Annotated in this window: 29 protein-coding genes and 1 pseudogene; 13 read left to right on the top strand and 17 right to left on the bottom strand. The window is 63.1% G+C overall.

What is annotated here, in order from left to right; genetic code table 11:
* The 7 genes and pseudogenes from NP534_RS14805 to prlC form a co-directional block, all read right to left on the bottom strand.
* Positions 1-1004, bottom strand: a pseudogene (locus NP534_RS14805) (conjugal transfer protein TrbE); the annotation flags it as partial.
* Positions 1001-1312 (bottom strand): conjugal transfer protein TrbD, encoded by a 312-nt coding sequence (locus NP534_RS14800; RefSeq protein ID WP_033702495.1) that lies wholly within the window; start codon positions 1310-1312, stop codon positions 1001-1003. The gene NP534_RS14800 and the pseudogene NP534_RS14805, both read right to left, overlap by 4 nt.
* A gap of 3 nt (positions 1313-1315) precedes the next feature.
* Positions 1316-1711, bottom strand: coding sequence for a conjugal transfer system pilin TrbC (trbC, locus tag NP534_RS14795; RefSeq protein WP_050506148.1), 396 nt, complete (start codon positions 1709-1711; stop codon positions 1316-1318).
* A gap of 14 nt (positions 1712-1725) precedes the next feature.
* A complete protein-coding gene (trbB, locus tag NP534_RS14790) occupies positions 1726-2682 on the bottom strand; it encodes a P-type conjugative transfer ATPase TrbB (RefSeq protein WP_033702494.1) in 957 nt (318 codons plus the stop codon).
* A 562-nt stretch (positions 2683-3244) separates the two neighbouring features.
* Positions 3245-4303: a PA0069 family radical SAM protein gene (locus NP534_RS14785; RefSeq protein WP_274099193.1), complete on the bottom strand. Its 1059-nt coding sequence runs from the start codon at positions 4301-4303 to the stop codon at positions 3245-3247.
* 119 nt (positions 4304-4422) lie between these two features.
* Positions 4423-4704 (bottom strand): YheV family putative zinc ribbon protein, encoded by a 282-nt coding sequence (locus NP534_RS14780; protein WP_274099192.1) that lies wholly within the window; start codon positions 4702-4704, stop codon positions 4423-4425.
* A complete protein-coding gene (prlC, locus tag NP534_RS14775) occupies positions 4701-6788 on the bottom strand; it encodes an oligopeptidase A (RefSeq protein ID WP_274099191.1) in 2088 nt (695 codons plus the stop codon). The genes NP534_RS14780 and prlC overlap by 4 nt, the downstream gene beginning before the upstream one ends.
* Before the next feature lie 66 nt (positions 6789-6854).
* On the opposite strand from prlC, the gene NP534_RS14770 reads away from it, so the two are divergent.
* Complete coding sequence (locus NP534_RS14770; RefSeq protein WP_274099190.1) at positions 6855-7403, top strand: gamma carbonic anhydrase family protein; 549 nt, start codon at positions 6855-6857, stop codon at positions 7401-7403.
* 19 nt (positions 7404-7422) lie between these two features.
* A complete protein-coding gene (locus NP534_RS14765; protein WP_274099189.1) occupies positions 7423-8073 on the top strand; it encodes an HAD family hydrolase in 651 nt (216 codons plus the stop codon).
* 33 nt (positions 8074-8106) lie between these two features.
* Here the strand turns inward: NP534_RS14765 and NP534_RS14760 are convergent, their stop codons facing one another.
* A complete protein-coding gene (locus NP534_RS14760; RefSeq protein ID WP_274099188.1) occupies positions 8107-9198 on the bottom strand; it encodes an aminopeptidase in 1092 nt (363 codons plus the stop codon).
* 67 nt (positions 9199-9265) lie between these two features.
* On the opposite strand from NP534_RS14760, the gene NP534_RS14755 reads away from it, so the two are divergent.
* Both NP534_RS14755 and NP534_RS14750 read left to right on the top strand, forming a co-directional pair.
* Positions 9266-9679, top strand: a complete 414-nt coding sequence (locus tag NP534_RS14755) for a PA0061/PA0062 family lipoprotein (protein ID WP_274099187.1) — start codon at positions 9266-9268, stop codon at positions 9677-9679.
* Positions 9680-9734: 55 nt separating this feature from the next.
* Positions 9735-10148, top strand: coding sequence for a PA0061/PA0062 family lipoprotein (locus NP534_RS14750; RefSeq protein WP_033702484.1), 414 nt, complete (start codon positions 9735-9737; stop codon positions 10146-10148).
* A 38-nt stretch (positions 10149-10186) separates the two neighbouring features.
* Here the strand turns inward: NP534_RS14750 and NP534_RS14745 are convergent, their stop codons facing one another.
* On the bottom strand, positions 10187-10420 hold the full coding sequence (locus tag NP534_RS14745; protein ID WP_033702483.1) for a DUF1161 domain-containing protein: 234 nt from the start codon (positions 10418-10420) through the stop codon (positions 10187-10189).
* 73 nt (positions 10421-10493) lie between these two features.
* Positions 10494-10919, bottom strand: coding sequence for an OsmC family protein (locus NP534_RS14740; RefSeq protein ID WP_033702482.1), 426 nt, complete (start codon positions 10917-10919; stop codon positions 10494-10496).
* 170 nt (positions 10920-11089) lie between these two features.
* On the opposite strand from NP534_RS14740, the gene NP534_RS14735 reads away from it, so the two are divergent.
* Entirely contained in the window at positions 11090-12094 is a 1005-nt protein-coding gene (locus NP534_RS14735) for an LLM class flavin-dependent oxidoreductase (RefSeq protein ID WP_186663683.1), read from the top strand.
* A gap of 36 nt (positions 12095-12130) precedes the next feature.
* On the opposite strand, the gene NP534_RS14730 is transcribed toward NP534_RS14735, so the two are convergent.
* Together NP534_RS14730 and NP534_RS14725 are read right to left on the bottom strand one after the other, a co-directional pair.
* Positions 12131-12352 (bottom strand): DUF1161 domain-containing protein, encoded by a 222-nt coding sequence (locus NP534_RS14730; protein WP_274099186.1) that lies wholly within the window; start codon positions 12350-12352, stop codon positions 12131-12133.
* A gap of 101 nt (positions 12353-12453) precedes the next feature.
* On the bottom strand, positions 12454-12669 hold the full coding sequence (locus NP534_RS14725) for a dodecin (RefSeq protein ID WP_033702479.1): 216 nt from the start codon (positions 12667-12669) through the stop codon (positions 12454-12456).
* Between the two features lie 149 nt (positions 12670-12818).
* Here NP534_RS14725 and NP534_RS14720 point away from each other — a divergent pair, with 149 nt between their 5' ends.
* A complete protein-coding gene (locus NP534_RS14720) occupies positions 12819-13142 on the top strand; it encodes a DUF883 family protein (protein WP_027592031.1) in 324 nt (107 codons plus the stop codon).
* Here NP534_RS14720 and NP534_RS14715 read toward each other — a convergent pair.
* On the bottom strand, positions 13139-14035 hold the full coding sequence (locus NP534_RS14715; protein WP_274099185.1) for a LysR family transcriptional regulator: 897 nt from the start codon (positions 14033-14035) through the stop codon (positions 13139-13141). The two genes, NP534_RS14720 and NP534_RS14715, sit on opposite strands and share 4 nt — an antisense overlap.
* Before the next feature lie 109 nt (positions 14036-14144).
* On the opposite strand from NP534_RS14715, the gene trpB reads away from it, so the two are divergent.
* Both trpB and trpA read left to right on the top strand, forming a co-directional pair.
* Positions 14145-15362: a tryptophan synthase subunit beta gene (gene trpB, locus NP534_RS14710; RefSeq protein ID WP_033702476.1), complete on the top strand. Its 1218-nt coding sequence runs from the start codon at positions 14145-14147 to the stop codon at positions 15360-15362.
* Positions 15359-16168: a tryptophan synthase subunit alpha gene (trpA, locus tag NP534_RS14705; RefSeq protein WP_274099184.1), complete on the top strand. Its 810-nt coding sequence runs from the start codon at positions 15359-15361 to the stop codon at positions 16166-16168. Before trpB ends, trpA begins: the two co-directional genes overlap by 4 nt.
* A gap of 119 nt (positions 16169-16287) precedes the next feature.
* On the opposite strand, the gene NP534_RS14700 is transcribed toward trpA, so the two are convergent.
* Positions 16288-16620 carry a DOPA 4,5-dioxygenase family protein gene (locus NP534_RS14700; RefSeq protein ID WP_258714269.1) on the bottom strand — a complete coding sequence of 111 codons (333 nt, stop codon included), beginning with the start codon at positions 16618-16620 and terminating at the stop codon, positions 16288-16290.
* 51 nt (positions 16621-16671) lie between these two features.
* Between NP534_RS14700 and NP534_RS14695 the strand changes: the two genes are divergently transcribed.
* Complete coding sequence (locus tag NP534_RS14695) at positions 16672-17220, top strand: NAD(P)H-binding protein (RefSeq protein ID WP_274099183.1); 549 nt, start codon at positions 16672-16674, stop codon at positions 17218-17220.
* Positions 17221-17302: 82 nt separating this feature from the next.
* Here NP534_RS14695 and NP534_RS14690 read toward each other — a convergent pair whose 3' ends face one another.
* Positions 17303-18202: a choline sulfate utilization transcriptional regulator gene (locus tag NP534_RS14690; protein ID WP_033702472.1), complete on the bottom strand. Its 900-nt coding sequence runs from the start codon at positions 18200-18202 to the stop codon at positions 17303-17305.
* Positions 18203-18311: 109 nt separating this feature from the next.
* On the opposite strand from NP534_RS14690, the gene betC reads away from it, so the two are divergent.
* From betC to NP534_RS14675, 3 genes are all read left to right on the top strand, one after another.
* A complete protein-coding gene (betC, locus tag NP534_RS14685; protein WP_274099182.1) occupies positions 18312-19829 on the top strand; it encodes a choline-sulfatase in 1518 nt (505 codons plus the stop codon).
* A gap of 14 nt (positions 19830-19843) precedes the next feature.
* Positions 19844-20767, top strand: a complete 924-nt coding sequence (gene choX / locus NP534_RS14680) for a choline ABC transporter substrate-binding protein (protein WP_274099181.1) — start codon at positions 19844-19846, stop codon at positions 20765-20767.
* A gap of 61 nt (positions 20768-20828) precedes the next feature.
* Positions 20829-22394: a SulP family inorganic anion transporter gene (locus NP534_RS14675; RefSeq protein ID WP_274099180.1), complete on the top strand. Its 1566-nt coding sequence runs from the start codon at positions 20829-20831 to the stop codon at positions 22392-22394.
* 142 nt (positions 22395-22536) lie between these two features.
* On the opposite strand, the gene aroE is transcribed toward NP534_RS14675, so the two are convergent.
* Both aroE and hemF read right to left on the bottom strand, forming a co-directional pair.
* A complete protein-coding gene (aroE, locus tag NP534_RS14670; RefSeq protein ID WP_274099179.1) occupies positions 22537-23361 on the bottom strand; it encodes a shikimate dehydrogenase in 825 nt (274 codons plus the stop codon).
* 26 nt (positions 23362-23387) lie between these two features.
* Positions 23388-24299, bottom strand: coding sequence for an oxygen-dependent coproporphyrinogen oxidase (gene hemF / locus NP534_RS14665; protein WP_274099178.1), 912 nt, complete (start codon positions 24297-24299; stop codon positions 23388-23390).
* A gap of 134 nt (positions 24300-24433) precedes the next feature.
* On the opposite strand from hemF, the gene NP534_RS14660 reads away from it, so the two are divergent.
* A complete protein-coding gene (locus tag NP534_RS14660) occupies positions 24434-25411 on the top strand; it encodes an NADPH:quinone reductase (protein WP_274099177.1) in 978 nt (325 codons plus the stop codon).
* The last annotated feature ends 36 nt before the right edge of the window (positions 25412-25447 follow it).

Raw genomic sequence — 25447 nt, 5'->3', positions numbered from 1 at the left:
AAGCCGCGGACTTTCTGTTTCCACTTCTTGCGGTACTTTTCCAGGTGCTGCACCGCTTCATGGGTGTCCATGAAGATGAAACGGCTGGACCAACGGTACTCGCAAGGCAGCTCGGCCAACGCGGCAAGAATGCCCGGCGCCGACTCCAGCGGAAAACCTTCGATGGCGACCACCTGGACGAAATTACGACCGATCTTTGGCACCACGCCGCCCCACAGTTCCTTCCCGCCGATTACAGCGTCGAGGTACATCGGGTTGCTCGGCAGCAACACGGGCTGGCTTAATCCAGTGACGCAAAACTGCACCCAGCTGAGCAAGTCGTCATGGGTAATCTGCGCACCTTCCTCGGTGACCTGGCGGTTACCTTTCAAGCGCGTCAGCTTAAGCACCGACGACAGGCTGCCTTCAACACTGATGCAGTCGCGCTTGAATTGCTCGATCAGGTTGCGGGTACGGACCTTGGCATCAGGGGGCGCAGTATCGTCGTCGAACATCAGTTCGACGAACTTCTGCTGGGCCAGCATCGGGGGGAAGTAGGTGAGGGTCAGCACAAAGTAGCCTTCGTACATGGTACCCAATGATTCGAAGTACGCGCGGCGTTCTTCGTCCATCGCCTCGGTGAGGGTGTCGGCGAAATGGGATACACCTTTGGCCGAGTAGTTCGACGCCGGACGGCGCACCGCATCGACGTGAATCATCCAGCCGTTGCCCAGACCCGCCAGCGCCTGATTGATCCTCAACGAGACCAGTTCGCGCTGCGCCTCAGTGCTGCTGGCGTTGTCATCACCACGGTAGAGCCAGGCGGCCATGAAGGCGCCGTTCTTACCCACGATCACACCATCATCGACCATCGCCGCATGATTCAACAGATCGGCCAGGCCGGCCTCTGTAGAACGGTGCTTTTTCAGCTTGAGCTCCGCATCGACCTGCATCAGGCGCTGAATCAGCAGCAGGACCAGAAGCGCACCGAGGGCTGCGATGGCGTACGCAATACCTTCGATCATTTGTATTGACTTCCCTGACTTGGAGGATTGTCCCGGAACGGTGTGCTACGTGGCGGGTAGTACGCCTTGTAGCGCCGGTGACGGAGGTAGACGTGGCGCATCTTAGGGTCGGATTTGGCCATCACGCGGAACACGAACAGCGAACCGAACCAGAGCATCAGGCCCACTACGGTTGCGCGCAGCTCTTGCGCGCTGAAGATCAACGCGAAGGCGAGCAAACCAGAAAACATCACCAGCTCGCGATCCCCGCCCATGAACAGGTTGTCCCGGTTGCCGGCCCGCCGGATGGGAATCGTGCGCAGTGCCATGGCTCAGACCTGACCCTGCACCAGGCTCTGCTGCGGCAGCAATTGCGCCAATTCAGCGCTGGTGCCGAAGAAGCCGGTCATGATGTTGTTCGCACCCACGATCAGTGCCATTACCAGTACCAGGAAGATCAGCGTACGGAAGAACCCGTTAAGGTCACCGCCGAAGATCAGCACGCCACCCGCCACCACGATGCCAATGATCGAGAGAGCAAAGGCGACCGGGCCGGTGACCGATGTACGCAGGGAGGTCAGCCAGCTTTCGTATGGCAGCGAGCCGCCAGTGCTTGAGGCCGCCATGGCATTGTCCGGCGCCACCATCACCGCCAGCAGCAGGAAGCTGAAAGCCAGGTAGCCAAACGTTTGGGCATTGAAACGGAACAGCGAAGTGTTGGCGTGCATGTGCAGTGTTTTCCTTAAAGATTGCGCATGGTGTAGCGGCCGTTTTCGTACCCGGAAACCTCGAGGATTTCCTGGATGCGGCGGCCTTCTGGGGTTCTGGCGATAGAGATGACGACGTGAACCGCTTCGCCAATCAGCGGTTCGATTTCGGCCGGGGCCGATTTATTACGGGAAACCAGGGATTTCAGGCGGGTCAGCCCCTCGCTGGCGCTGTTGGCGTGCAACGTCGCCGCGCCGCCAGGGTGGCCGGTGTTCCAGGCATCGATCAGGTCGAGCGCTTCTTCACCGCGCACCTCGCCCACCAGGATGCGATCCGGGCGCATGCGCAGGGAGGTCTTGAGCAAGTGGGTCATGCTCACATCGACAGTGGTGTGGTACTGCACGAAGTTCTTGGCCGCGCACTGGATCTCGCCGGTGTCTTCGATGATGAACACCCGCTCGCTGGGGAACTCCACGACCATTTCGTTGATGACGGCGTTGACCAGGGTGGTCTTGCCGGTACCCGTACCGCCGATGACCAGAATGTTGCGGTGATCGCGGATGGCGCGCTTGATGGCGTCGCACTGCACCGCCGTCATGATCCCCGATTCGACATACTGGTCCAGGGTGTAGATGGCCACCGCCTTCTTGCGGATGGCGAACGTGGCGGCGCGGACCACCGGGGGCAGTTGCCCGGCGAAGCGAGAGCCGTCCAGCGGCCATTCGCCTTCAAGCAACGGCTTGCTGCGGGTCACTTCCTTGCCGTGGTAGCCGGCCACGGTCTTGATGATGGACTCGGCCTGGGCCGGGCGCAGTTCGCCGATGTGTTGCATTGGCTTACCCAACTGCTCCAGCCACAGTTTGCCGTCGCCGTTGCACATCAACTCGACGGTCTGTGGATCGTTAAGCGCATCGATGATGAGGGGGCCGGCATCACGCTCCAGTTTCTTTTTGGCGCGCTCTTTCAGGCTGGCAGTTTCTGCAATGTCCACACTTGATCGTCCATGAAAATAGATACCACCCCACGGTCATGGGGAGGACTTTCCAAATGTTCTGCGCGTGCAGTTCATTGAACTAATGGCGAATCGACATGTCCGCGACCCGAACTCACCTGCAATTGCAGAATTTGTTCGAGTTATGAGAGCCAATTCACAACGGCGCGCAGATTACCCGGCAACAATTGTTAACGAAAGAGTCGATCTCCTACATCCTTGTAAGTGATCTCTTACAACCTTGGAACTAACGTCCCATTGACTCGGCTCGAAAAAAGCGCTGTGAGCGGCGGTGTATCTGGGCCGCAGCCATGCTCTATATTAATTTGATATTTAATTGCCACTATGTTTGCCAGTATGAAATGGCGCGCAAAATTAGACACAGTTCACACTCGCACGCGACGTATTCTTACCTAAACTCCAGCAGCTGGAAGTTGGATACCCCCGTATTTCGCCCTGCCTGCGCCGACACTTCACTGCGCGCGCTGAAGTATCACTGAGTGATGGCAATTAGATGCCATATTGATATATCCCGTGCCACCTCTGCATCTTCAAACACATTTCAGAACAATGCCAACTGGCCACCAGGCGGGCAGAACCTGGAGCAATCGAGTGCCTGCGCTTCACGCCCTTCGAATGCCAGTTTGCGCGCGGCCTTGGCGAAGCGCTGAGCCAGCAGCTCGGCAAAAATGCCCTCGCCACGCATCCGTTTACCAAAGCGGCTGTCATACAGCTCACCGCCGCGGCTCTGACGGATCAGGCTCAACACATGGGCCGCACGCTGGGGGTAATGGTCCTGCAACCATTGCTCGAACAGCGGCGCCACTTCCAGCGGCAGGCGCAACATCATGTAGGCTGCGCTCTGGGCACCCGCTTCCTTGGCGGCCTCGAGCAAGCGTTCCAGTTCGCTGTCGTTGATCATCGGAATCATCGGCGAACACAAGACCCCCACCGGCACCCCCGCCTCGCGCAGCACCCGGATCGCCCGCAACCGCGCCTTGGGCGACGCCGCCCGCGGCTCCAGTACCCGTTTCAGGTCGTCATCCAGCGTTGTCAGGCTGATCATCACCCGCGCCAGGCGCTGGCTGGCCATCTCGGCCAACAGGTCGAGATCACGCAGTACCAGCGAACCCTTGGTGACGATGGTCACCGGGTGCCGGAAGCGCAGGAGTACCTCCAGCAAACGACGAGTCAGCAGGTGATCACGCTCGATGGGCTGGTAGGGGTCGGTATTGGAGCCCAGGTTGATGGGCGCGCAGACGTAACCCGGCTTGCTCAGCTGTTGTTCGAGCACTTCGGCAGCGTTGGTCTTGGCGATCAGCTTGGTTTCGAAATCCAGCCCTGGGGAAAGGTCCCAATACGCGTGTGAGGGGCGTGCGTAGCAGTAGATGCAGCCATGCTCGCAACCTCGGTAGGGGTTGATGGAGCGGTCGAATGGCAGGTCGGGCGAGGTGTTGCGGCTGATGACCGTCTTTGCCGTCTCGATTCGCACCTCGGTGCCCTGGCTGATTGGCACCTCCTGGTACCAGCCGTCATCCTCCACCACCGAGTGGTTGGGGGCGAAGCGGTTGTGCGGATTGTGCGCCGTACCACGGCCTTTTTGCGGTGCTGGAGGTAACATGGCGCGCCCCTTTACTGTATTTATATACAGTACAAGGGCGCTGGCATCTGTGCCAGCACCTCTGGTCAGTACACTTCAGAACAGGCCACCCAGGCCAAGGCCCGGGTGGCAAGACGGCTTCACTCAGCCGGTATCTTCAACTTGGGGTTGGGGAAGAACTGCACCGTCTGCACCTTGGCCGGCGCCGCCTTGGGCGCCAGGTGGTTGACCCGGGTGCCGAGCTCCGAGGGTACCGACAGGCCTTGTTCATTCAAGGTATCGGTAAAACCACAGGCCACGCACTCACGGTGCGGTACACCGTCCTCGTTCCACATCATCAACTTGTCCGGCTCGCTGCACGCCGGGCACACGGCCCCGGCGATGAAGCGTTTCTTGGTCTTGTTCACAGCTACCTCACTCATGCCGCTGCGTCCTCGCTCAGCCCGCAATGGCGCAGCAATGCATCGATGGAAGGTTCACGGCCACGGAAGTCGACGAACAGCACCATCGGCTCACGCGACCCGCCTCGGGCCAGGATCGCCTCGCGGAAGGCACGGCCAGTGTCGGCATTGAGCACGCCTTCTTCTTCGAAGCGGGAGAAGGCGTCAGCCGACAATACCTCGGCCCATTTGTAGCTGTAGTAGCCCGCCGCGTAACCGCCCGCGAAGATGTGCGCGAAGCTGTTGGGGAAGCGGTTGTACGCCGGTGGGCGCATGACCGTCACCTCGTCGCGCACGCCTTCGAGTACCTGCAGCACGCTGCGGCCATCGCCATGGGTGGCGTGCAGCTCGAAGTCGAACAGCGAGAACTCCAGCTGGCGCACCATCATCATGCCGGACTGGAAGTTCTTGGCGGCCAGCATCTTGTCCAGCAGGTCCTGGGGCAGGGCAGCGCCGCTTTCGTAATGGCCGGAGATCAGCGCCAGGCCTTCCGGCTCCCAGCACCAGTTTTCCATGAACTGGCTCGGCAGCTCGACCGCATCCCAGGCTACGCCATTGATGCCAGACACACCCGCGTGTTCGATGCGGGTGAGCAGGTGGTGCAGGCCGTGGCCGAACTCGTGGAACAGGGTGGTGACTTCATCGTGGGTCAACAGCGCAGGCTTGCCTGGCGCGGCCGGGTTGAAGTTGCACACCAGGTTGGCCACCGGGCTCTGCAGCACGCCATCGACGGTGCGGCGACGGTCGCGGGCGCCGTCCATCCAGGCGCCGCCACGCTTGTTGGCGCGGGCATAGAGGTCGAAGAAGAAACGGCCGACGTGCTGGCCGTTTTCCTTGATTTCGAACAGGCGTACGTCCGGGTGCCAGCTGTCGAAACCTTTCAGTTCGGCGATTTCGATGCCATACAGGCGTTGGACGATGCTGAACAGGCCAGACAACACCTTGTCGATCGGGAAGTAGGCACGCAGGGTTTCCTGCGACACGCTGTAGCGTTGCTCGCGCAGCTTCTCGCCGAAGTAACCGGCATCCCAGCTGGCCAATTGCGGGCAGCCCTGCTCGGCGGCATAGGCCTTGAGCTGCTCCAGGTCCTGGGCAGCGAACGGCTTGGAACGCTTGGCCAGGTCGCGCAGGAAGCTCAGCACCTGGTCGCTGGACTCGGCCATCTTGGTGGCCAGGCTCAACTCGGCGTAGTTCGGGTAGCCCAGCAGCGTGGCCAGCTCCTGGCGCAGGTCGAGGATTTCCTGCATTACCGGGCCATTGTCGAACTGGCCGGCATTGGGGCCTTGGTCCGAAGCACGGGTGCAGTAGGCGGCATACAGCTCTTCGCGCAGGGCGCGATCGGTGGCGTAGGTCATCACCGCGTAGTAGCTGGGGAACTCCAGGGTGATCAGCCAGCCGTCGAGCGCTTTTGCCTGGGCGGCGGCGGCCATCTGCGCCTTGGCCGAGTCGGTCAGGCCGTCCAGGGCGGCTTCGTCGGTGACGTGCTTGGTCCAGGCCTGGGTGGCATCGAGCAGCTGGTTGGAGAAGCGGCTGCCCAGCTCGCTGAGCTTGCTCTGCACTTCGGCGTAGCGCTGCTGCTTATCGGCAGGCAGGTCGATGCCCGAAAGGCGGAAATCACGCAGGGCATGTTCGAGGATGGTCTTTTGCGCCACATCGAAGCCAGCCGCCTCCGGGCTGTTGGCCAGGGCCTGGTAGGCGTCGAACAGCGCACGGTTCTGGCCCAGTTCGGTAGAGTAGGCGCTCAGAGCCGGCAGGCAAGACTCGTAGGCCTCGCGCAGTTCCTTGCTGTTGCACACGGCATTGAGGTGGCTGACCGGGCTCCAGGCAGCGCCCAGGCGGTCATTGAGTTCGTCCATGGCCAGCACCAGGCCTGCCCAGGAAGGGGTCTTGCCTTGCTGTTCGAGAATCTCGGCAATGGCTTTGCGGTTGTCGGCCAGGATCTCTTCGATGGCCGGCAGCACGTGTTCGGCACGGATCGCCGAGAAGGGCGGCAGATCGTAGGGCTGCAGAAGCGGGTTGTTCGCACTCACGGTTTGGATACCTTGGCAGAAGAAACACTTGACCATCTTAATTACAATCGACGCCGACCGCAGCAGGCAGCCTGCCTATCGGCACAGATGAGAGACCCTATCATGGCCATCCGAAGCTTCCAGCAACACACTCCGAAAGTTGGACCACGGGCCTTCATCGACCGCTCGGCGGTGGTGCTGGGCGATGTGGAGATCGGCGAAGACAGCTCGGTCTGGCCTTTGACTGTAGTACGCGGCGACATGCACCGCATCCGCATCGGCGCCCGCACCAGCGTGCAGGACGGTAGCGTGCTGCACATCACCCATGCCGGCCCTTTCAACCCCGACGGCTTCCCGCTGATCATCGGCGATGAAGTGACCATCGGCCACAAGGTGATGCTGCATGGCTGTACCCTGGGCGATCGCATCCTGGTCGGCATGGGCAGCACAATCATGGATGGCGCCATCGTCGAGGACGAGGTGATCATCGGCGCCGGCAGCCTGGTACCGCCCGGCAAGCGCCTGCTCAGCGGCTTCCTGTATGTTGGCAGCCCGGTGAAACAGGCCCGGCCGCTGACCGACAAGGAGCGCGCGTTCTTCCCGTACAGCGCCGGCAACTACGTCAAGCTCAAGGACCAGCACTTGGCCGAAGGCTACGACCAACCCGAATGACTTGAGTGGAACCGCTTACATGCACCAGCAGAACATCCTCTTCGACCTCGACGGCACCCTGACCGACCCACGGCTGGGCATCACCCGCTCCATCCAGTATGCGTTGGCCAAACTGGGTATCGACGAGCCGGACCTGGCCCGCCTCGAACACTTCATCGGCCCGCCCTTGCTGCAGGCGTTCATGCAGTTTTACAGCTTTGACGAAGCCAAGGCGTGGGAAGCGGTGAATTTCTATCGCGAGCGCTTCCGCGTCACCGGCCTTTATGAAAACCAGGTGTTCGAAGGGGTACCGGCGCTGCTCGAAGCCCTCAATGGCCAGGGGCGCACCCTGTATGTGGCAACGTCCAAGCCTTGGGAGTTCGCCCGCGAGATCGCCCGGCATTTCGCCTTCGATCACCACTTCAAGGTGATTTATGGCAGCGAGCTGGATGGCACCCGCACCAACAAGGTCGAGCTGATTCGCCACTTGCTGGACGAGGAAGGGCTGGAACCGGCGCAGACGCTGATGATCGGCGATCGCAAGCATGACCTGATCGGCGCGCGCAGCAATGGGCTGCAGGCGGTGGCGGTGGGGTACGGGTTTGGTAGCGAGGAAGAGTTGAAGGCCGAGACGCCAGCCTTCCATTTCGCCACCCTGGCCGAGATGCATCAGGCCTTCATCAAGGCCTGAAATGGAATGGGGCCGCGCAGCGGCCCGAAAATCTCATTGGCTAACGACAAGCCGCTCCAACGCGGCTTTGCGCGCCTCACCCGGCAACCGCCCCAGCGCCTCCACCCGCTGATAAAACCGCGCCCAATCCCCGTCAACCTCGCGGAACAGCGCTGCAAACGCCGGCACCCACTGGTCATACAACCCAAACGGCAGCAGCTTGGCGTTGTTCATCGGCCCATACATCCAGGCGTCATAACGCGTGTCCCCACCCCACTGGCCATCACGCACTTGCCGGTACTCGCGCCGCAACCGCTCGAACTCGGCCTGCTTCGCCGCCCGCTTGTGCGCATCATCCAAGGGGCCGGCGTAGATCCCCTGAAGCCGTTCGCGGCTGGCCAGCACCAGCCGAATGAACTGGTCACGCTGCCCGGCCTGATCATCCTCGATCGCTGCAAGCCCGCGTGCCGCGCCCCATTGCCGCGCGCCTTCCTGCTCGACGAAGGTGGCAAACGATTCGTTGAACGCCGTGTCGTCCTGCACATAGAAGCGCTGATGGGCCAACTCATGGAAGATCAGCGAGGCCAGCCGTTCGTCCCCCCAGCCGACCATCGAAGACAACAGTGGGTCGTCGAACCAGCCCAGGGTCGAGTAAGCCTCGACACCGCCCACATACACATCCATGCCTGCCTGGCGCATCAACGCCGCCGCGCCACGCGCCGCACCTTGGCGGTAGTAACCACGGTAGGCCACGCAGCCCGCGATCGGGAAACAATGCGTCACCGGCTGCAACGACAACTCCGGCGTGGCAAACACGTTCCACACCACGTAGGGGCGGCCAAGGTCAGCGTAAACCCGGTAGCTGCGGTTGTCCGGCAGTTTCAGCTGCTGGCTGGCGAACACCCGGGCCTGTTCGGCATGCTGCAAGCGCGCCCGCAGTTGCGGGCTGCTGGCCGGGTCTGCCATTACCTGTTCCACCGGCTGGCGCGCGCGCAGCAGCTGCCATTGGCCCTGCGCCAACTGGCCGTAATAGCCAACACTGCTACAACCGTTCAGCAGAACAGCCGCCAGCAGGGGAACAAAGCGGGTGAAAACGCGGTCGAGTGGCCCAGGGCCTGAGCGCTGAAAAAGAAATAGTCGAAGCATCTGGGACTGTCTGACTCGCTCACGGCCAATTCGCTCCAAGACTATCTCGCCAGGGGGGAGTTTCGCCATGCGTCCATTGTTTGCCGCCAGCACACTCATGCTGTTGTCCGCTTGCTCGACCCTGCCGGACCCCGATCCGAACCAGGCATGGGTCGACCTCACCCCCCTGGACGAAACGTCCCTGCACGCCGTGCAGGTAGACGAACGCGATTGGGCCGACACGCGCTACTTCGAGGTGGCCCCCGGCAGCCACGAACTGACGGTGCGCTACCAGTTTCCGGTCACCCCGAGCAATATCGGCCCGGTAAACGAGCCGCTGTGGCGCGATTGCCAGCTCAACCTGACCTTCAAGGACTTCAGCGCCGGGCAGCGCTACCAGCTGCAGGCCGGCAGCATTGGCTTCCGGCCCTGGGTCAAACTCTACGATCATCGGCAAAAACTGGTTGGCCAAGGCTTGCCCGCAGGCTGTCAACGCACCTGAGCCGCGCAATCGGCGCTATGCTTGTTACGTGTATATCGCAAGTGGGAGTTTTGCCATGCGCCAGCCCATGATGCTGATCGCCCTCAGTGCACTGGGGGCTTGCGCCAGCCCCTTGCCGCCCGTCGACCCCAAGCAGGCCTGGGTCGAGCTTTCCACCATCACCCCCGGCAGAGTCATCATGGCTGATCGCCTTGACGGCAAGCGCCTGGAGGACGGCCGCTACTTCCAGGTGACGCCTGGCAAGCATGAACTGGTGGTGCGTTTCGATTATGAGATCTATGGCGGCGGCATGATGTCCCAGCCAAGGGACCGTACCTGCTACCTGACCGTGCGCTATGACAATTTCAAAGCGGGCGAGCGCTATCGCCTGGAGGCGCGGGCGCCGGTGATGGAGCCGCAGGTGCTGCTGTACGACGCCAGCCGCACGGTGGTGGTTAACGAGCCCAGTAACGTATTTTGTATTCCATGACAGTTGGGGGCGCTTTGCGCCCCCAACCCACCCAAACCCTAGCGATCATTCTTCTGGTAGATGATCTTCTTGGTACCACCCTCGCAGCTGCCTACGACCATGTTCTGGTCCTTGACCTCGCTGTTGGGCACGATCTCCAGGGTATAAGACGTCACGCCCTGTGCCTGGATCTTGGCCTCGATCTCGGTTTTCAATTCTTCGCACGGCTTCACTGCCGCCAGGGCGGACGTGGCGAGCAGCGAGGCCAGCACGGCGATTGCTACGCGGATCATGGAATGGCTCCTGAAAGGGCAGTCGTGCTGCCGTTGCTGTTTAGACTACAGCAAACCGCCCCCGTTGCGCCGCCTAGCCCACCAGTGAGGCATCCAGGCTGATGGTGGCGTTGAGCACCTTCGACACCGGGCACCCGGCCTTGGCCTTGTTGGCAATCTCGAGGAACTGCGCCTCGCTGGCCCCAGGCACCTTGGCCTTCAGAATCAGGTGCACGGCGGTGATGGCGAAACCATCGGGCTGCTTGTCCAGGGTCACCTCGGCAATGGTATCGATGCGCTCTGGGGTCAGGCCCGCCTCGCCGAGCATCATCGACAGCGCCATGGAGAAGCAGCCGGCATGGGCGGCGCCGATCAGTTCTTCCGGGTTGGTCCCAGGTGAGCCTTCGAAACGGGTGTTGAAACCGTAGGGGTTCTGCTTGAGCGCGCCACTTTCAGTGGAAAGCAGGCCCTTGCCATCCTTCAGGCCACCTTGCCAGATCGCCGATGCTGTCTTTTTCATGATGCCTCCTGGTCGCTGCATTTACATATCTTGGGGTGACATGCTTATGGGTTCAGAGGCCGGCCACCCACGGCAAGTTCAGATCAATCTGACCGCAAGCATTGAATCCACCGAATGTGCCCATACAGAGTTTAAAAGGCCTCTGGCCAACCACGTTCAAGGAGGCTCCGATGACGCAGCTGCGTGACCTGAAAATTTCAACCCTCGACCTGGTGCCCGTGCGCGCCGACGGCGGGCCGGCCCAGTCGCTGCATAACTCGCTGGACCTGGCCCAGCACGTGGAACGCTTCGGCTACAACCGCTTCTGGGTCGCCGAGCATCACAACATGGATGGCATCGCCAGTTCCGCGACTTCCGTGCTGATCGGCTACCTGGCGGGTGGCACCTCGAGCATCCGCGTTGGCTCCGGCGGCGTGATGCTGCCCAACCACGCACCGCTGGTGATCGCCGAGCAGTTCGGCACCTTGGCCAGCCTCTACCCCGGCCGTATCGACCTGGGCCTGGGCCGCGCGCCCGGCTCCGACCAGATGACCGCCCGCGCCCTGCGCCGCGAGCGCTCTGGCAGCGCTGACGACTTCCCCGACGATGTCGAGGAGCTGTCACGCTACCTTGGCCCACGCACCGATGATCAAAAAGTGATCGCCGTGCCTGGGCATGACACCGAGGTGCCGATGTGGCTGCTCGGCTCAAGCCTGTTCAGCGCCCAACTGGCCGGCATGCGCGGCATGCCCTACGCGTTCGCCTCGCATTTCGCGCCGCGCTTCATGCACGAAGCAATCCGCGTCTACCGCAACCACTTCAAGCCCTCCACCACGCTCGACAAACCCTATGTGATGCTCGGCATTCCGATGGTGGTGGCTGAAACCGACGAAAAGGCCGAATACCTGGCTACTTCGGTGTACCAGCGCATCCTTGCCCTGATTCGCGGGCAGAGCCTGATGCAGCGCCCGCCCGTTGAGAGCATGGAGGGGCTGTGGCTACCTCACGAACGCGACGCGGTGATGAGCTTCCTGGGCCTGGCGATGATTGGCAGCCCGCAGAAGGTACGGGCCAAGGTGGAGGTGCTGCTGGAGCAGACCGGGGCGGATGAACTGATCTTTACCTGTGACCTGTATGAGCATGCGGACCGGGTCAGGTCCTATGAGCTGCTGGCGCAGGCTTTGAAGGCCGAGTAACCCTCTTCGCGGGCAACCCCGCGAAGAGGCCGTCACTCAACCACGCCGGTAGACAATTTCCTTGGTGCCAGCTTCGCAGCTGCCAACTACCTTGCCCGCCGGCTCGCCTTTCTTGACGATCTCCAGCGTGTAGCCATTTACGCCCTTGGCATCCAGCTTGGCGGCAATCTCTGCCTTGAGCTCTTCACACGGCTTGCCCGCCGCCAGCGCACCACCCGCCAACGCCATAAGGCCTGCCGCCAGAATCAGTTTCTTCATCGTTCGCTTTCCTTGTACAGATGAAAATCAAAGAGGGCGCCGGCTAAGGCGCCCCCTCTGTATTACCCCATCTTGCCAGCGCCAGCTACCCCGGCACTGTTTCAGCTGTTGGCAATACGGAAGCCGACTTTGAGCGTGACCTGAAAATGCTCGACCTTGTTGTCACGCAGGTGGCCCCGGGTATCGATCACTTCGAACCACTCCAGGTGCTTGATGCTCTTGGCCGCTTCGGCCAGGGCATTGTTGATCGCGTCCTCGATGCTGGTGGGCGACGACCCTACCAGTTCGATCTTCTTGTACGTGTGATGATCGGACATGTGCACTCTCCTTGGATGACAGTCTGCTTGAGCCTAGCAGCGCAGGCCTGGTTTACCTGCGAGCCGTCGCCTTGGGCAAAAGTTCGATCGCACTTTCGCAGCCCTGCGCAGTCGCAATCCTTACAGCCCACCCCCGAAGGAGATTCAACATGCATCGCAACTCGCTGCGTAAAACATCCCTGGAAAGCATGGAAGCCGAGATCGAAAGCCTTCTGAAGTCGCTGGAAAACCTCAAGCACGATGCATCGGAGGAGTCCCAGAAGTCTGTTAAGGCCATCCGCAGCAATGCCGAAAGCGCTCTCAAACATTCGCGCAGCCTGCTGAGCGACGCCTACGAGGAAGTGAAGACCCGCACCCGCCAGACCGGCATCGCCACCCGTGACTATGCCCAGGAGCACCCCATCACCACGGCCGGGGTAGCCGTTGGGGCGCTGGGCCTGCTGGCGGCCTGGCTGCTGTACAAGCGCAACTAAGCGATTTGCAGCTGCAGTTCCTGGCGCAGCCATTGCGCCAGTTGCTCGGCGCGCCCATCTGCGGCGCGTCGGGGCACCCACAGCGCCAGCGCGGCGCGCGTGGGTGAAAACCCCCAAGGTGCCGCCAGCCTTCCAGCACGTAGATCGTCCGCCACCAGCTGTTGCGGCGCGATCGCCACACCCAGCCCGGCCACTGCGGCCTCCAGCAGGTAGTACAGGTGTTCGAATGCCTGGCCGAACGGCAACGCTCCCGCGTCGAGCCCGTGCTGCCCCGCCCATGCCGGCCACGCCTGCGGACGGGACGTGGTATGCAGCAACGCCTCGCCCAGCAAGGCGTCGGGCGCTGCCCCGCGCAAGCGCTCGAACCCGGCAAAGTGCGGGCTTAGCACAGGCCCGATGCGCTCTTCGGCCAGCACGTGTACCTGCATGTCCGCCGGCCACGGCGGTTCGGCAAACACCAGCAAGGCATCCAGCCCCGGGCGCCTGGGGTCCAGGTCACCTTCCCCGGCGGACAGGTGCAGGCGCAGCTCCGGCAAGTCGGCCTTGAGCCGCCCGAGCCGAGGGATAAACCAACGCGCCAGCAGGCTGCCGGAGCACCCGAGCACGAATGGCGCCTCGCGGTTATCCCGGCTCAGCTCGGCACACACCCCCCGCAACCTGTCGAACGCCTCGCCACTGGCATCGCGCAGGCGCACGCCGGCATCTGTGAGTTTGATGCCACGCCCGTCCTTGACGAACAGGGCAACGCCCAAGTGTTCTTCAAGTACCTTGATCTGCCGGCTGACAGCCCCGTGCGTCACGTGCAGCGCCTCGGCAGCCTGGCTGACACTGTTCAGCCGGGCAGTGGCCTCAAAGGCCCGAAGGGCATTGAGAGGGGGGAGGTCCTGGGCCATTGTCTTGTGAGTTTTCCTGACAGGTTTGCGCAATCTTATCGGTTTTCAGACGGGCGTTGCGTGGTTAGAGTAAAGCCCATCACTCATTCAGTACGCCTTGGAGCGCCCCATGACCCAGACTCAATACCGCCCTGGCCCAGACGCCAACGGCCTGTTCGGCTCGTTCGGCGGCCGCTACGTGGCAGAAACCCTGATGCCGCTGGTGCTGGACCTGGCCCGCGAATACGAAGCGGCCAAGGCCGACCCCGCGTTTCTCGAAGAGCTGGCCTACTTCCAGCGTGACTATATCGGCCGCCCGAACCCGCTGTACTTCGCCGAGCGCCTGACCGAGCACTGCGGCGGCGCAAAAATCTTCTTCAAGCGTGAAGAACTCAACCACACCGGCGCCCACAAGGTGAACAACTGCATCGGCCAGGTGCTGCTGGCCAAGCGCATGGGCAAAAAACGCCTGATCGCCGAAACCGGCGCCGGCATGCACGGCGTGGCCACCGCCACCGTTGCCGCCCGCTTCGGCCTGCCTTGCGTGATCTACATGGGTGCCACCGACATCGAGCGCCAGCAGGCCAACGTGTTCCGCATGCGCTTGCTGGGCGCCGAAATCGTCCCGGTCACCGCTGGCACCGGCACCCTGAAAGACGCCATGAACGAGGCCCTGCGCGACTGGGTCACCAACGTCGAAGACACCTTCTACCTGATCGGCACCGTGGCCGGCCCGCACCCGTACCCGGCCATGGTCCGCGACTTCCAGTCGATCATCGGCAAGGAAACCCGCGTCCAGCTGCAAGAGAAGGAAGGGCGCCTGCCCGACAGCCTGGTCGCCTGCGTCGGCGGCGGCTCCAACGCCATGGGCCTGTTCCACGCATTCCTTGAAGAGCCAAGCGTGCAGATCATCGGCGTCGAAGCCGGCGGCCACGGCGTGCATACCGACAAGCACGCTGCCAGCCTGAACGGTGGCGTACCGGGTGTCCTGCACGGCAACCGCACCTACCTGCTGCAAGACGCTGACGGCCAGATCACCGACGCCCACTCGATTTCCGCCGGCCTGGACTACCCAGGTATCGGCCCAGAGCACGCCTACCTGCACGAAGTGAAGCGCGTCGAGTACGTCAGCATCACCGACGACGAAGCCTTGGATGCGTTCCACGCCACCTGCCGCCTGGAAGGCATCATCCCGGCCCTGGAAAGCGCCCACGCACTGGCCGAGGCGATCAAGCGCGCGCCAAACCTGCCCAAGGACCACCTGATGGTCGTGTGCCTGTCCGGGCGCGGCGACAAAGACATGCAAACCGTGATGAACCACATGGCCGCCCAGGAGAAACAGGCATGAGCCGTCTTGAACAACGCTTCGCCGAACTTGCGGCCGAAGGCCGTGCGGCACTGGTCACCTTCGTAACTGCGGGTGACCCCGGCTACGACGCCTCGCTGCAGATTCTCAAGGGCCTGCCAGCGGCTGGCGCCGACGTGATCGAACTGGGCATGCCGTTCACCGACCCGATGGCCGATGGCGTCGCCATCCAGCTGGCCACCCTGCGTGCGCTGGAAGCCGGCCAGACCTTGGCCAAGACCCTGCAGATGGTTCGCGAATTCCGCGTGGGCAACCAGGCTACGCCGATCGTACTGATGGGTTACTACAACCCGATCCACCGCTTTGGCGTGGAAAAGTTCGTGGCCGAGGCCAAGGATGCGGGCGTCGATGGCCTGATCATCGTCGACCTGCCGCCTGAGCACGACGCCGAGCTGGCGACCCCGGCCCAGGCTTCGGGCATCGACTTCATCCGCCTGACCACTCCGACCACCGACGATGCGCGCCTGCCGCGTGTGCTGGAGCGCAGCTCCGGGTTTGTCTATTACGTGTCGGTGGCTGGTGTGACCGGTGCAGGGTCTGCGACTACCGAGCACGTGAGCGAGGCGATTGCCCGCCTGCGTCGGCATACGGCCCTGCCGATCAGCGTAGGGTTTGGCATTCGCACGCCAGAGCAGGCGGCGGCGATTGCGCGCCTGGCCGATGGTGTGGTGGTGGGCTCGGCACTGGTCGACAAGATCGCCCAGGCCAAAGATGCGGATCAGGCTGTTAACGATGTATTGAGCTTGTGCTCGGCGCTGGCTGAAGGTGTGCGTGGCGCGCGACGCTGATTGGCGTTGCATGCTTCGCGGGGCAAGCCCGCTCCCACAGGTTCACTGCAATCTGTCAGAAAGCACTCGACCTGTGGGAGCGGGCTCGCCCCGCGAATGGGCCGCATAGCGGCCCCAATCTAGCCGCCAAAAATCGACAGCTTCAAAGGCCGCACAGCCCCCATCCAGATCGCATGATCGCGGTGATCGGCCAGCTCATCCCCGGTCAGCGGGTGCAGAAACACCACCAACCCCTTGCGATACAACGCCAGCCACGGCAACACCACCCCCACCACCTCCGGCCCGAACGCCAACTGGCAGCTCCAGTCCGGGTGCGGCCCCACCGGTTGCTGGTGCATGCGCCCCATGGTCACGGGGAACAGCCGCGCCGCCTCTTCGCACAATGCCCGCGCCTGCTCGATGGTCGATGCGTCGTAGTACACGTGGGCGTGATAGCCCTTGATCCTCTGCACGATAACTCCTGATTGCGGTCCAACCATCACCACCGCAAAGGAGGTGATGCAGTGAAAAATGCCGAAACCCCTGTGTTCAAGCTGGTGCTGTTCGGGGCCGAGTCTAGCCTTGGCAGTGCGCTGATTGCCGAGCTGCTGGCGCGCCAGCACGAGGTTACCGCCGTGGTCGATGACCTCAACCGCCATGCGCCACGCCCTGGCCTGCATTTCAAGATAGGCGGGCTGGGCGCTACCGACCAGGCAGAGCAGGGCGCTGCGGGGGGCTCGGCGGTGGTTGCGCTGGTGTCAGCGCTGGCACCCGCTGACCTGCCCGCGCAATGGCGGATGAGCGAGGCGCTGATCGCTGGGCTTGCGCGTACGACTATACGCCGGCTGTTGCTGGTGGGCGATTTCGATGTGCTGGACAGGCCAGCCCATTACACCGATGAACAGCGCGAGGGCGTGGACCATGTGGTCGATGCGCTACAGCGCAGTGCGCTGCACTGGACGCTGATCAATGCGCCGCAGCAGTTGGCGGATTTGGAGAACGTTGCGGCAGGGATGGTGGATATGCTCGACCTGGGTTTGCATCGGGGCGAGCATTTGAACTTCGTATCCTGAGGCCTCTTCGCGGGTCAAGCCCGCTCCCACGGAGATTGGTGTGCAGTACCTGTGGGAGCGGGCTTGCCCCGCGAAGAGCCCCTCAAGCATTGCGCTCATCTTCCAGCCAACCCACAAACCGCTCGATCAACGCCCCGCGCCGCTTGCGTGGCGGCAACACCACGTAATACCCCCGCGCCGAACGCAAACTGCCCTCCAGTGGCCGACACAGCAGGCCCTGCTCCACCAGCCCATCGACCAGGTGCCCCCAGCCAATCGCCACCCCTTGGCCGGCAATCGCCGCCTGGATCAACAGGGTGTAGTTATCGAAACGCAGCTGCCCCGGCGGTGGCGGGCTGTCCACGCCAAACCCTCGAAACACCCCCGCCCAGTCGAACCAGCGGCTGGCTTGTTCGCCGCGCAGGTGAAGCAAGGGCAAACGCTGCAAAGCCACGGCTGACAAGGGTTTGCCATGAGTCAGACGGGGGCTGCAGACCGGAAATACCTCTTCATCGAACAACCACCGGCTCTCGCCCTGATGAAAACGCCCATCGCCAAACAGCACGGCCACATCAATGTCCGGCCGCAACATCGCCTGGCTGCGCTCACCCGTCACCAGGCTGACATCCACCTGTGGATAAGCCTCGTGAAAACGTTGCAGTCTGGGCATCAGCCAGAACGCAGCGAAGGCAAAGTCGGTGGCCACTTGCAGCACCTCACGCTGGCCCCGGCCACTGGCCAGGGCAAGGCCGTCGTCCATGGCCTGCAGCCCTTGGTGCACCTGCTCGAACAGCACCTGGCCGGCATCGGTCAGCGCGATACCCCGGTAGATCCGGTCGAACAGCCGGGTACCCAACTGAGCCTCCAGGCGCTTCACCTGCTGGCTCACCGCCGGCTGCGTGGTGCCCAGCTCCAGCGCGGCGGCGGTAAAACCACGCAAGCGTGCCGCAGCCTCGAACACGCGCAGGGTATCGAGCGACAGCTCGGCAAGGCGCTCAAACATAAGCTCAGCTAATCCCAGTCATTGCCCGCCATGGGCTTTACCCATGTTATCGACAGTCGCATCTTGATAGGCAAGCGGTTCGCATAACCTTCAACGATGGAAGCCCACCATGACGCGCCCGAATATCCTGTTCATCATGGCCGACCAGATGGCCGCGCCCCTGCTGCCGATCTACGCCCCTTCGCCCGTCCAGATGCCACACCTCGCCCGCCTCGCCGCGCAGGCGGTGGTGTTCGACGCGGCCTACTGCAACAGCCCGCTGTGCGCACCCTCGCGCTTCACCCTGGTCAGCGGCCAGTTGCCCAGCCGCATCGGCGCCTACGACAACGCCGCCGACTTCCCTGCCGATGTGCCGACCTACGCCCACTACTTGCGCCGTCTGGGCTACCGCACCGCGTTGTCCGGCAAGATGCACTTCTGCGGCCCGGACCAGTTGCATGGCTATGAAGAACGGTTGACCAGCGATATCTACCCGGCCGACTACGGCTGGGCGGTGAACTGGGATGCACCCGACGAGCGCCCGAGCTGGTACCACAACATGTCTTCAGTACTGCAGGCCGGCCCCTGCGTGCGTACCAACCAACTGGATTTCGACGAAGAGGTGGTGTTCAAGGCCCGCCAGTACCTCTACGACCATGTGCGCGAAAACGATGGCCGGCCGTTCTGCCTGACCGTGTCCATGACCCACCCCCACGACCCCTACACCATCCCCAAGCGCTATTGGGACCGCTACGAGGGTGTGGATATCCCCATGCCCCGCGCCGAGTTCGCCCAGCACGAGCAGGACCCACATTCGCAACGCCTGCTCAAGGTCTACGACCTGTGGGACAAGCCGCTGCCTGTGGACAAGATCCGCGATGCCCGGCGTGCCTACTTCGGCGCCTGCAGCTACATCGACGACAACATTGGTCAATTGCTGCAAACCCTTGAGGAATGCGGCCTGGCAGAGGATACGTTGATCGTGTTCTCCGGCGACCACGGCGACATGCTTGGCGAACGCGGCCTCTGGTACAAGATGCACTGGTTCGAAATGTCGGCGCGGGTGCCACTGCTGATTCACGCGCCCAAGCGCTTTGCAGCGGCACGGGTAAGCGCCTCGGTCTCGACCTGCGACCTGCTGCCCACCCTGGTCGAACTGGCCGGCGGCACTGTGGACAACTCGCTGCACCTGGACGGACGCTCGCTGCTTGGCCACCTGCAAGGGCAGGGCGGCCACGACGAAGTGATCGGTGAATACATGGCCGAGGGCACGGTCGGCCCGCTGATGATGATCCGCCGCGGCCCGTACAAGTTCGTGTACAGCGAAGACGACCCATGGCTACTCTATGACCTGAGCCGCGACCCGTACGAGCGGGAGAACCTCACCGGCAGCCCGGACCATCAGGTGCTGCTGCAGGCATTTGTCGATGAAGCCCGGCAACGCTGGGATATCCCCACCCTGCGCCAGCAGGTGCTGGCCAGCCAGCGCCGCCGCCGCCTGGTGGCCGAGGCCCTGGCCATCGGCAAGCTGAAGAGCTGGGACCACCAACCGCTGGTGGACGCCAGCCAACAGTACATGCGCAACCACATCGATCTCGACGACCTTGAGCGCAAGGCCCGTTATCCACAGCCCGCACCTATGGATTGAGAAGAGAGTCCGCCATGCAAAAGTTCTCTACCGCCGTGCTCGCCCTGGCCTTGAGCCTGGGCGCTGCCTCGACGCACGCCGAAGACGCGCAATGCAGCACCGTGAAGCTGGCCGACCCCGGCTGGAGCGACATCGCCACCACCAACGCCATCACCCGCCTGCTGCTGGAAAGCCTCGGCTACCAGGTGAAGATCGACAGCCTGGCCGTGCCGATCATCTACGGAGGCCTCAAGGATGGGCGAGTCGATGCCTTCCTTGGCAACTGGATGCCGGCGCACCAGGGGTTTCATGACAAGTTCATCGCCACCGGTGATGTGCAGCAGCTGGCCCGCAACCTCGAAGGCACCGAGTTCACCCTCGCGGTGCCCGACTATGTGTGGAATGCCGGGGTGAAGGATTTCGCCGACCTGCAAACGCATGCCGAACAGTTCGACAAGAAGCTCTACGGAATCGGCTCGGGAGCCCCGGCCAACCTGTCGCTCAAGGAGATCATCGACAAGAATGCGTTCAACCTCGGCCAGTGGAAGCTGGTGGAGTCGAGTGAACAGGCGATGCTCGCGCAGGTGGACCGCGCCGTGAAGAAACAGCAGTTCATCACCTTCCTCGGCTGGACACCGCACCCGATGAACGTGAAGCTGAAGATGCACTACCTCACGGGCGGCGAGCAGTGGTTTGGCAGCAAGGGCGAGGTCTATACCCTGACCCGCAAAGGTTATGCACAGGCGTGCCCGAATACCGCAAAGCTGCTGGGTAACCTGAGATTTACCCTGGACATGGAAAACAGCATCATGGCCGAGGCTGTGGATAAGAAAATCAGCTTCGACGAGGCGGCCAAGGCGTGGGTCAAGGCGCATCCCGATGTACTGGACGGGTGGCTGGCCGGGGTAACCAGCAAGGCCGGTGGCGATGCGAACGAGGCCGTCAAAGCCAAATTGTAATCAGACAACCACACTCACCCGCTCCGACAGGGCGGGTACAACCCGGGGATTTGAATAAGTCATGCACCGTCTTCACCGCCTGCTGCCCTTCCTCACCTGGCTGCCCCGCCAATCGGGCCGCAGCCTGCGTCAGGACCTGCTGGTGGGCCTGAGCGGTGCCATCCTTGCCTTGCCACAATCCATCGCCTACGCCCTGATTGCCGGCCTGCCTGCCGAATACGGCCTGTTCGCCGCCATCGTCCCGGTGCTCATCGCCTGCCTGTGGGGCTCTTCCTGGCACCTGATCTGCGGCCCGACTGCGGCCATCTCCATTGTCTTGTATGCCAGTGTCAGCCCCTTGGCGGTGCCCGGCAGTGCCGACTACGTCACGCTGGTCCTGCTGCTGACCTTCATTGCTGGCATCTTCCAGCTTTTGCTCGGCCTGCTACGGTTCGGCGCGCTGGTCAATTTCGTCTCCCACTCGGTGGTGCTCGGCTTCACCTTGGGCGCCGCCATCGTCATCGCCCTCGGCCAGTTGCCCAATCTTCTGGGCATGGACCTGCCGAGCCAGGCCACGGCCTTGAAAACAGTCCAGGACCTGGCCAGCCACGCCGGTGAGGTTGACCTGCCATCGCTGATGCTGGGCCTGGCCACGGTGCTCATCGGCGTGGGCTTCAAGCTGTGGCGGCCGCGCTGGCCGAGCCTGTTGATCAGTCTGATCCTGGTCAGCCTGCTGGCCTGGTTGCTGCCTGGCGTCTTTGGCCATGTACCGAGGGTGCCGGCCTTCACCGGCCAGTTACCGCCCTTGAGCCCGCTGCCGTTGCTGGACCTTGAGCTGATGCTGCGGCTGCTGCCGACCGCAGTGGCCGTGGGTATGCTCGGCCTGGTCACCAGCCTGTCGATCGCCAGGTCGCTGTCTTCGCGCTCCGAACAGCTGATCGACGCCGACCAGGAGATCCGCGCCCAAGGCCTGTCGAACATCATCGGTGCGTGGTTCTCCGGCTACCTTTCGTCAGGCTCTTTCACCCGCTCGGGCCTGAGCTACGACGCAGGCGCCAGGTCGCCTATGGCGGGGGTGTTCTCGGCGCTGTGGGTCGCGGTGTTTGCCGTCGCAGGCGCGGGGCTGATCGCCCATCTGCCGATCCCGGCCATGGCGGGCAGCATTCTGCTGATCTGTTGGGGGTTGGTGGATCACCGGGGTATTCGCGCGCTGTTCCGGGTCAGCCGTTCGGAATTCCTGGTCATGGCCCTGACCGCCGCCGCCACCTTGCTGCTGGAACTGCAGACGGCGATCTACGCCGGGGTGCTGGCTTCGCTGTTCTTCTACCTCAAGCGCACTTCACGGCCACGGGTGCAGCAGAGCCGGGAAGGGCAGGCCGATGTGCTGCGGGTGGGCGGGTCGATCTTCTTCGGCGCGGCGCATTACCTGCAGGTGCGCCTGCAACGCTGCCAGGGGCCGCATGTGGTGATCGATGCACGGCAGGTGAACTTCATCGATTACTCGGGTGTGGATATGTTGCACAGGGAGGCCCGGCGATTGCGGCGCGCGGGGGGCAGTCTGACCTTGCAGCGGGCGCGGCCGCAGGTGGTCGAGGAATTGCAGAAGCTGGAAGGGGTGAAGTTGTGTCCGATCAGGTTTGAAGAGTGAGGTTGGGTTGAGATCTTGGGGCTGCTTTGCAGCCCATCGCAGGCAAGCCAGCTCCTACAGGAATATCACAAGGCCCGAGGTCGGCGCTGTACTTGTAGGCGCTGGCTTGCCTGCGATGGGCCGCGAAGCGGCCCCGACGGCGTCAACCCCGAGCAAGCTGCCGGCGCAGTTCAGCCAACACCGGCGCCGTATCCGGCCTCACCCCACGCCAGATAAAGAACGCTTCCGCCGCCTGTTCAGCCAGCATCCCCAGCCCGTCCAGCACCTTGGCCGCACCCAGGTCGGTGGCCCATTGGCAAAACGGCGTAGGCTCCTTGCCATACATCATGTCGTAGCAAACCGTACGCCCCGCCTCGACCAGGCTCGCGGCAATCGGCGGCATCTCGCCCGCCAGGCTCGCCGAGGTGGCATTGATGATCACGTCCACCGGTTCCTGCAGCCAGGCAAACCCGCTGGCCACCACCGGCCCGAGTTCATCGAACTCGTGGGCCAGCAGCTCGGCCTTTTCCACCGTGCGGTTGGCAATCACCAGCGACTGGGGGCCGTGCGCCAGGATCGGCTCCAGCACGCCACGCACCGCGCCACCTGCGCCAAGGATGAGAATCCGCTTGCCCGCCAGCTGCACCCCCGCATTCACCGTCAGGTCGCGTACCAGGCCGGCACCGTCGGTGTTGTCACCCTGCAGCGTGCCGTCAGCCAGCTTGCTCAGGGTATTCACCGCCCCCGCCCGCTGGGCACGTGGGGTCAGGCTGTCGCACAGGCGGTAGGCTTCTTCCTTGAACGGCACGGTGACGTTGCCGCCTCTGCCTTGTTTGAAGAAGCCGTAGGCACAATCGCTGAACTCGTCCAGCGGCGCCAACAGCGTGGCGTACTCCAGGTCCTGGCCGGTCTGTTCGGCGAACAGGCGGTGGATCAGCGGCGACTTGCTGTGGCCGATGGGGTTACCGAAAACGACGTACTGGTCCATGGTGGGTTCCTCGGTTATCCACAGGCTTACTGGGCGAGCCAGTCGCGATCTTGCAGGAAGTACTCGGTCAGGCGCGCTTCTTCGCTACCGGGCGCGGCCTTCCAGTCGTAGCCCCAGCGTACCTGCGGTGGCAGCGACATGAGGATCGACTCGGTACGCCCACCCGATTGCAGGCCGAACAAGGTGCCCCGGTCATAGACCAGGTTGAACTCCACGTAGCGGCCGCGACGGTACTCCTGGAACTCACGCTGCTCGGCGGTGTAGGGCGTGTCCTTGCGGCGCTGGACGATCGGCAGGTAGGCCTCGACATAGGCGTCGCCGATGGCGCGGATGAACGCGAAGCAGGTGTCGAAGCCCCACTCGTTCAGGTCATCGAAGAACAGCCCGCCGATGCCACGCGGTTCGCCACGGTGCTTGAGGTGGAAGTAGCGGTCGCACCAGGCTTTGTAGCGCGAGTACACGTCGGCGCCAAACGGCGCACAGGCCTGCTCGGCCACGCGGTGCCAGTGGATGCAGTCTTCTTCATTGCCATAGTACGGGGTCAGGTCGAAGCCGCCGCCGAACCACCACACGGCCTCTTCACCCTCTTTTTCGGCGATGAAGAACCGCACATTGGCGTGAGAGGTGGGCACGTGCGGGTTGTGCGGGTGGATCACCAGCGACACGCCCAGGGCCTCGAAGCCACGGCCAGCCAGTTCCGGGCGGTGGGCACTGGCCGAAGGCGGCAGGCCGCTGCCGAACACGTGAGAGAAGTTGACCCCGCCTTTCTCGATCAACTTGCCGTCACCGATCACCCGCGTACGGCCCCCGCCACCGGCTTCGCGCGTCCAGGCGTCCTCGACGAAGCGGGCGCCGCCGTCCTCGGTTTCGAGGGCGGAGCAGATGCGGTCTTGCAGGTCGAGCAGGTAGGCTTTCACGGCCTCGGTGCGGCTGGTCATCGGGTCACCTGGAGCGGGCAGAGAAGAATTCGCCGCGTAGCATACCACCGGCGGCCGACGCGCCGCAGTTGACGGCGATCAAGCAAAGGCGTCCGATAGAGGGCTGTTACCAATCCCGACAACAGGAGTGCGAGATGGCCAAGCGTATCCAGTTCAGCCAGCATGGCGGCCCGGAAGTTCTGCAGCTTGTAGAGTTCGAACCCGCCCCGCCCGGGCCACAACAGGTCCGCGTGCGTAACCATGCGATCGGCTTGAACTTCATCGATACCTATTTCCGCAACGGGCTGTACGCGCCGCCTGCACTGCCCTCAGGCCTGGGCACCGAGGGTGCAGGCGTGGTCGAGGCGGTGGGCGAGGGCGTTACCCGCCTGAAAGTGGGTGACCGCGTAGCCTATGGCGGCGGGCCGCTGGGTGCCTACAGCGAGGTGCATACGCTGCCGGAGGCCAACCTGGTCAAGCTGCCGGACAACATCAGTTTCGAGCAGGCGGCGGCGGTGATGCTCAAGGGGCTGACCGTGCAATACCTGCTCAAGCAGACCTATGCCGTGCAGCCGGGCGACGTGATCCTGTTCCATGCCGCTGCGGGTGGCGTGGGTTCCCTGGCCTGCCAGTGGGCTAACGCGCTCGGGGCCAAGCTGATCGGTACCGTCAGCTCTGCCGAAAAAGCGGCGCGGGCCAAGGCGTTGGGGGCGTGGGCAACCATCGACTACAGCCGTGAAGACGTGGCCAAGCGGGTGCTGGAGCTGACCGATGGCAAGAAATGCCCGGTGGTGTATGACGGTGTAGGTGCCGACACCTGGCTGACCTCGCTCGATTGCCTGCAACCGCGCGGGTTGATGGTGAGCTTTGGCAATGCCTCCGGCGCGGTGAGCGGGGTGAACCTGGGGATCCTGGCGCAGAAGGGTTCGCTGTATGTCACCCGGCCGACCTTGGCCAGTTATGCCAACAATGCCGAGAACACCCAGGCCATGGCCGATGACCTGTTTGCGGTGATCGCGAGTGGCAAGGTGGTTGTGGATATACAGCAACGGTATCCGTTGGGTGAGGCGGCCAAGGCGCAGGCGGAGTTGTCGGCGCGGCGGACTGTGGGGTCGACTGTTTTGTTGCCATGATTGACAGAAGGCCGCGTTGAGGCGACCAAGTGCCTG

Origin of the sequence: Pseudomonas sp. 39004, from assembly GCF_028682155.1 — a bacterium.
In the GTDB taxonomy this organism is placed as follows: domain Bacteria; phylum Pseudomonadota; class Gammaproteobacteria; order Pseudomonadales; family Pseudomonadaceae; genus Aquipseudomonas; species Aquipseudomonas capeferrum.
The sequence above is the reverse complement of the archived record's forward strand: the minus strand, read 5'-3'. Positions and strand labels throughout refer to the sequence as shown.

Excerpts from the sequence above, each read along its gene's own strand:
- NP534_RS14800 (WP_033702495.1), bottom strand. The coding sequence starts at position 1,312 with ATGGCACTGCGCACGATTCCCATCCGGCGGGCCGGCAACCGGGACAAC.
- trbC (WP_050506148.1), bottom strand. The coding sequence starts at position 1,711 with ATGCACGCCAACACTTCGCTGTTCCGTTTCAATGCCCAAACGTTTGGC.
- NP534_RS14785 (WP_274099193.1), bottom strand. The coding sequence starts at position 4,303 with ATGTTACCTCCAGCACCGCAAAAAGGCCGTGGTACGGCGCACAATCCG.
- NP534_RS14780 (WP_274099192.1), bottom strand. The coding sequence starts at position 4,704 with ATGAGTGAGGTAGCTGTGAACAAGACCAAGAAACGCTTCATCGCCGGG.
- prlC (WP_274099191.1), bottom strand. The coding sequence starts at position 6,788 with ATGGTCAAGTGTTTCTTCTGCCAAGGTATCCAAACCGTGAGTGCGAAC.
- NP534_RS14770 (WP_274099190.1), top strand. The coding sequence starts at position 6,855 with ATGGCCATCCGAAGCTTCCAGCAACACACTCCGAAAGTTGGACCACGG.
- NP534_RS14765 (WP_274099189.1), top strand. The coding sequence starts at position 7,423 with ATGCACCAGCAGAACATCCTCTTCGACCTCGACGGCACCCTGACCGAC.
- NP534_RS14760 (WP_274099188.1), bottom strand. The coding sequence starts at position 9,198 with ATGCTTCGACTATTTCTTTTTCAGCGCTCAGGCCCTGGGCCACTCGAC.
- NP534_RS14755 (WP_274099187.1), top strand. The coding sequence starts at position 9,266 with ATGCGTCCATTGTTTGCCGCCAGCACACTCATGCTGTTGTCCGCTTGC.
- NP534_RS14750 (WP_033702484.1), top strand. The coding sequence starts at position 9,735 with ATGCGCCAGCCCATGATGCTGATCGCCCTCAGTGCACTGGGGGCTTGC.
- NP534_RS14745 (WP_033702483.1), bottom strand. The coding sequence starts at position 10,420 with ATGATCCGCGTAGCAATCGCCGTGCTGGCCTCGCTGCTCGCCACGTCC.
- NP534_RS14740 (WP_033702482.1), bottom strand. The coding sequence starts at position 10,919 with ATGAAAAAGACAGCATCGGCGATCTGGCAAGGTGGCCTGAAGGATGGC.
- NP534_RS14735 (WP_186663683.1), top strand. The coding sequence starts at position 11,090 with ATGACGCAGCTGCGTGACCTGAAAATTTCAACCCTCGACCTGGTGCCC.
- NP534_RS14730 (WP_274099186.1), bottom strand. The coding sequence starts at position 12,352 with ATGAAGAAACTGATTCTGGCGGCAGGCCTTATGGCGTTGGCGGGTGGT.
- NP534_RS14725 (WP_033702479.1), bottom strand. The coding sequence starts at position 12,669 with ATGTCCGATCATCACACGTACAAGAAGATCGAACTGGTAGGGTCGTCG.
- NP534_RS14720 (WP_027592031.1), top strand. The coding sequence starts at position 12,819 with ATGCATCGCAACTCGCTGCGTAAAACATCCCTGGAAAGCATGGAAGCC.
- NP534_RS14715 (WP_274099185.1), bottom strand. The coding sequence starts at position 14,035 with ATGGCCCAGGACCTCCCCCCTCTCAATGCCCTTCGGGCCTTTGAGGCC.
- trpB (WP_033702476.1), top strand. The coding sequence starts at position 14,145 with ATGACCCAGACTCAATACCGCCCTGGCCCAGACGCCAACGGCCTGTTC.
- trpA (WP_274099184.1), top strand. The coding sequence starts at position 15,359 with ATGAGCCGTCTTGAACAACGCTTCGCCGAACTTGCGGCCGAAGGCCGT.
- NP534_RS14690 (WP_033702472.1), bottom strand. The coding sequence starts at position 18,202 with ATGTTTGAGCGCCTTGCCGAGCTGTCGCTCGATACCCTGCGCGTGTTC.
- betC (WP_274099182.1), top strand. The coding sequence starts at position 18,312 with ATGACGCGCCCGAATATCCTGTTCATCATGGCCGACCAGATGGCCGCG.
- choX (WP_274099181.1), top strand. The coding sequence starts at position 19,844 with ATGCAAAAGTTCTCTACCGCCGTGCTCGCCCTGGCCTTGAGCCTGGGC.
- NP534_RS14675 (WP_274099180.1), top strand. The coding sequence starts at position 20,829 with ATGCACCGTCTTCACCGCCTGCTGCCCTTCCTCACCTGGCTGCCCCGC.
- aroE (WP_274099179.1), bottom strand. The coding sequence starts at position 23,361 with ATGGACCAGTACGTCGTTTTCGGTAACCCCATCGGCCACAGCAAGTCG.
- hemF (WP_274099178.1), bottom strand. The coding sequence starts at position 24,299 with ATGACCAGCCGCACCGAGGCCGTGAAAGCCTACCTGCTCGACCTGCAA.
- NP534_RS14660 (WP_274099177.1), top strand. The coding sequence starts at position 24,434 with ATGGCCAAGCGTATCCAGTTCAGCCAGCATGGCGGCCCGGAAGTTCTG.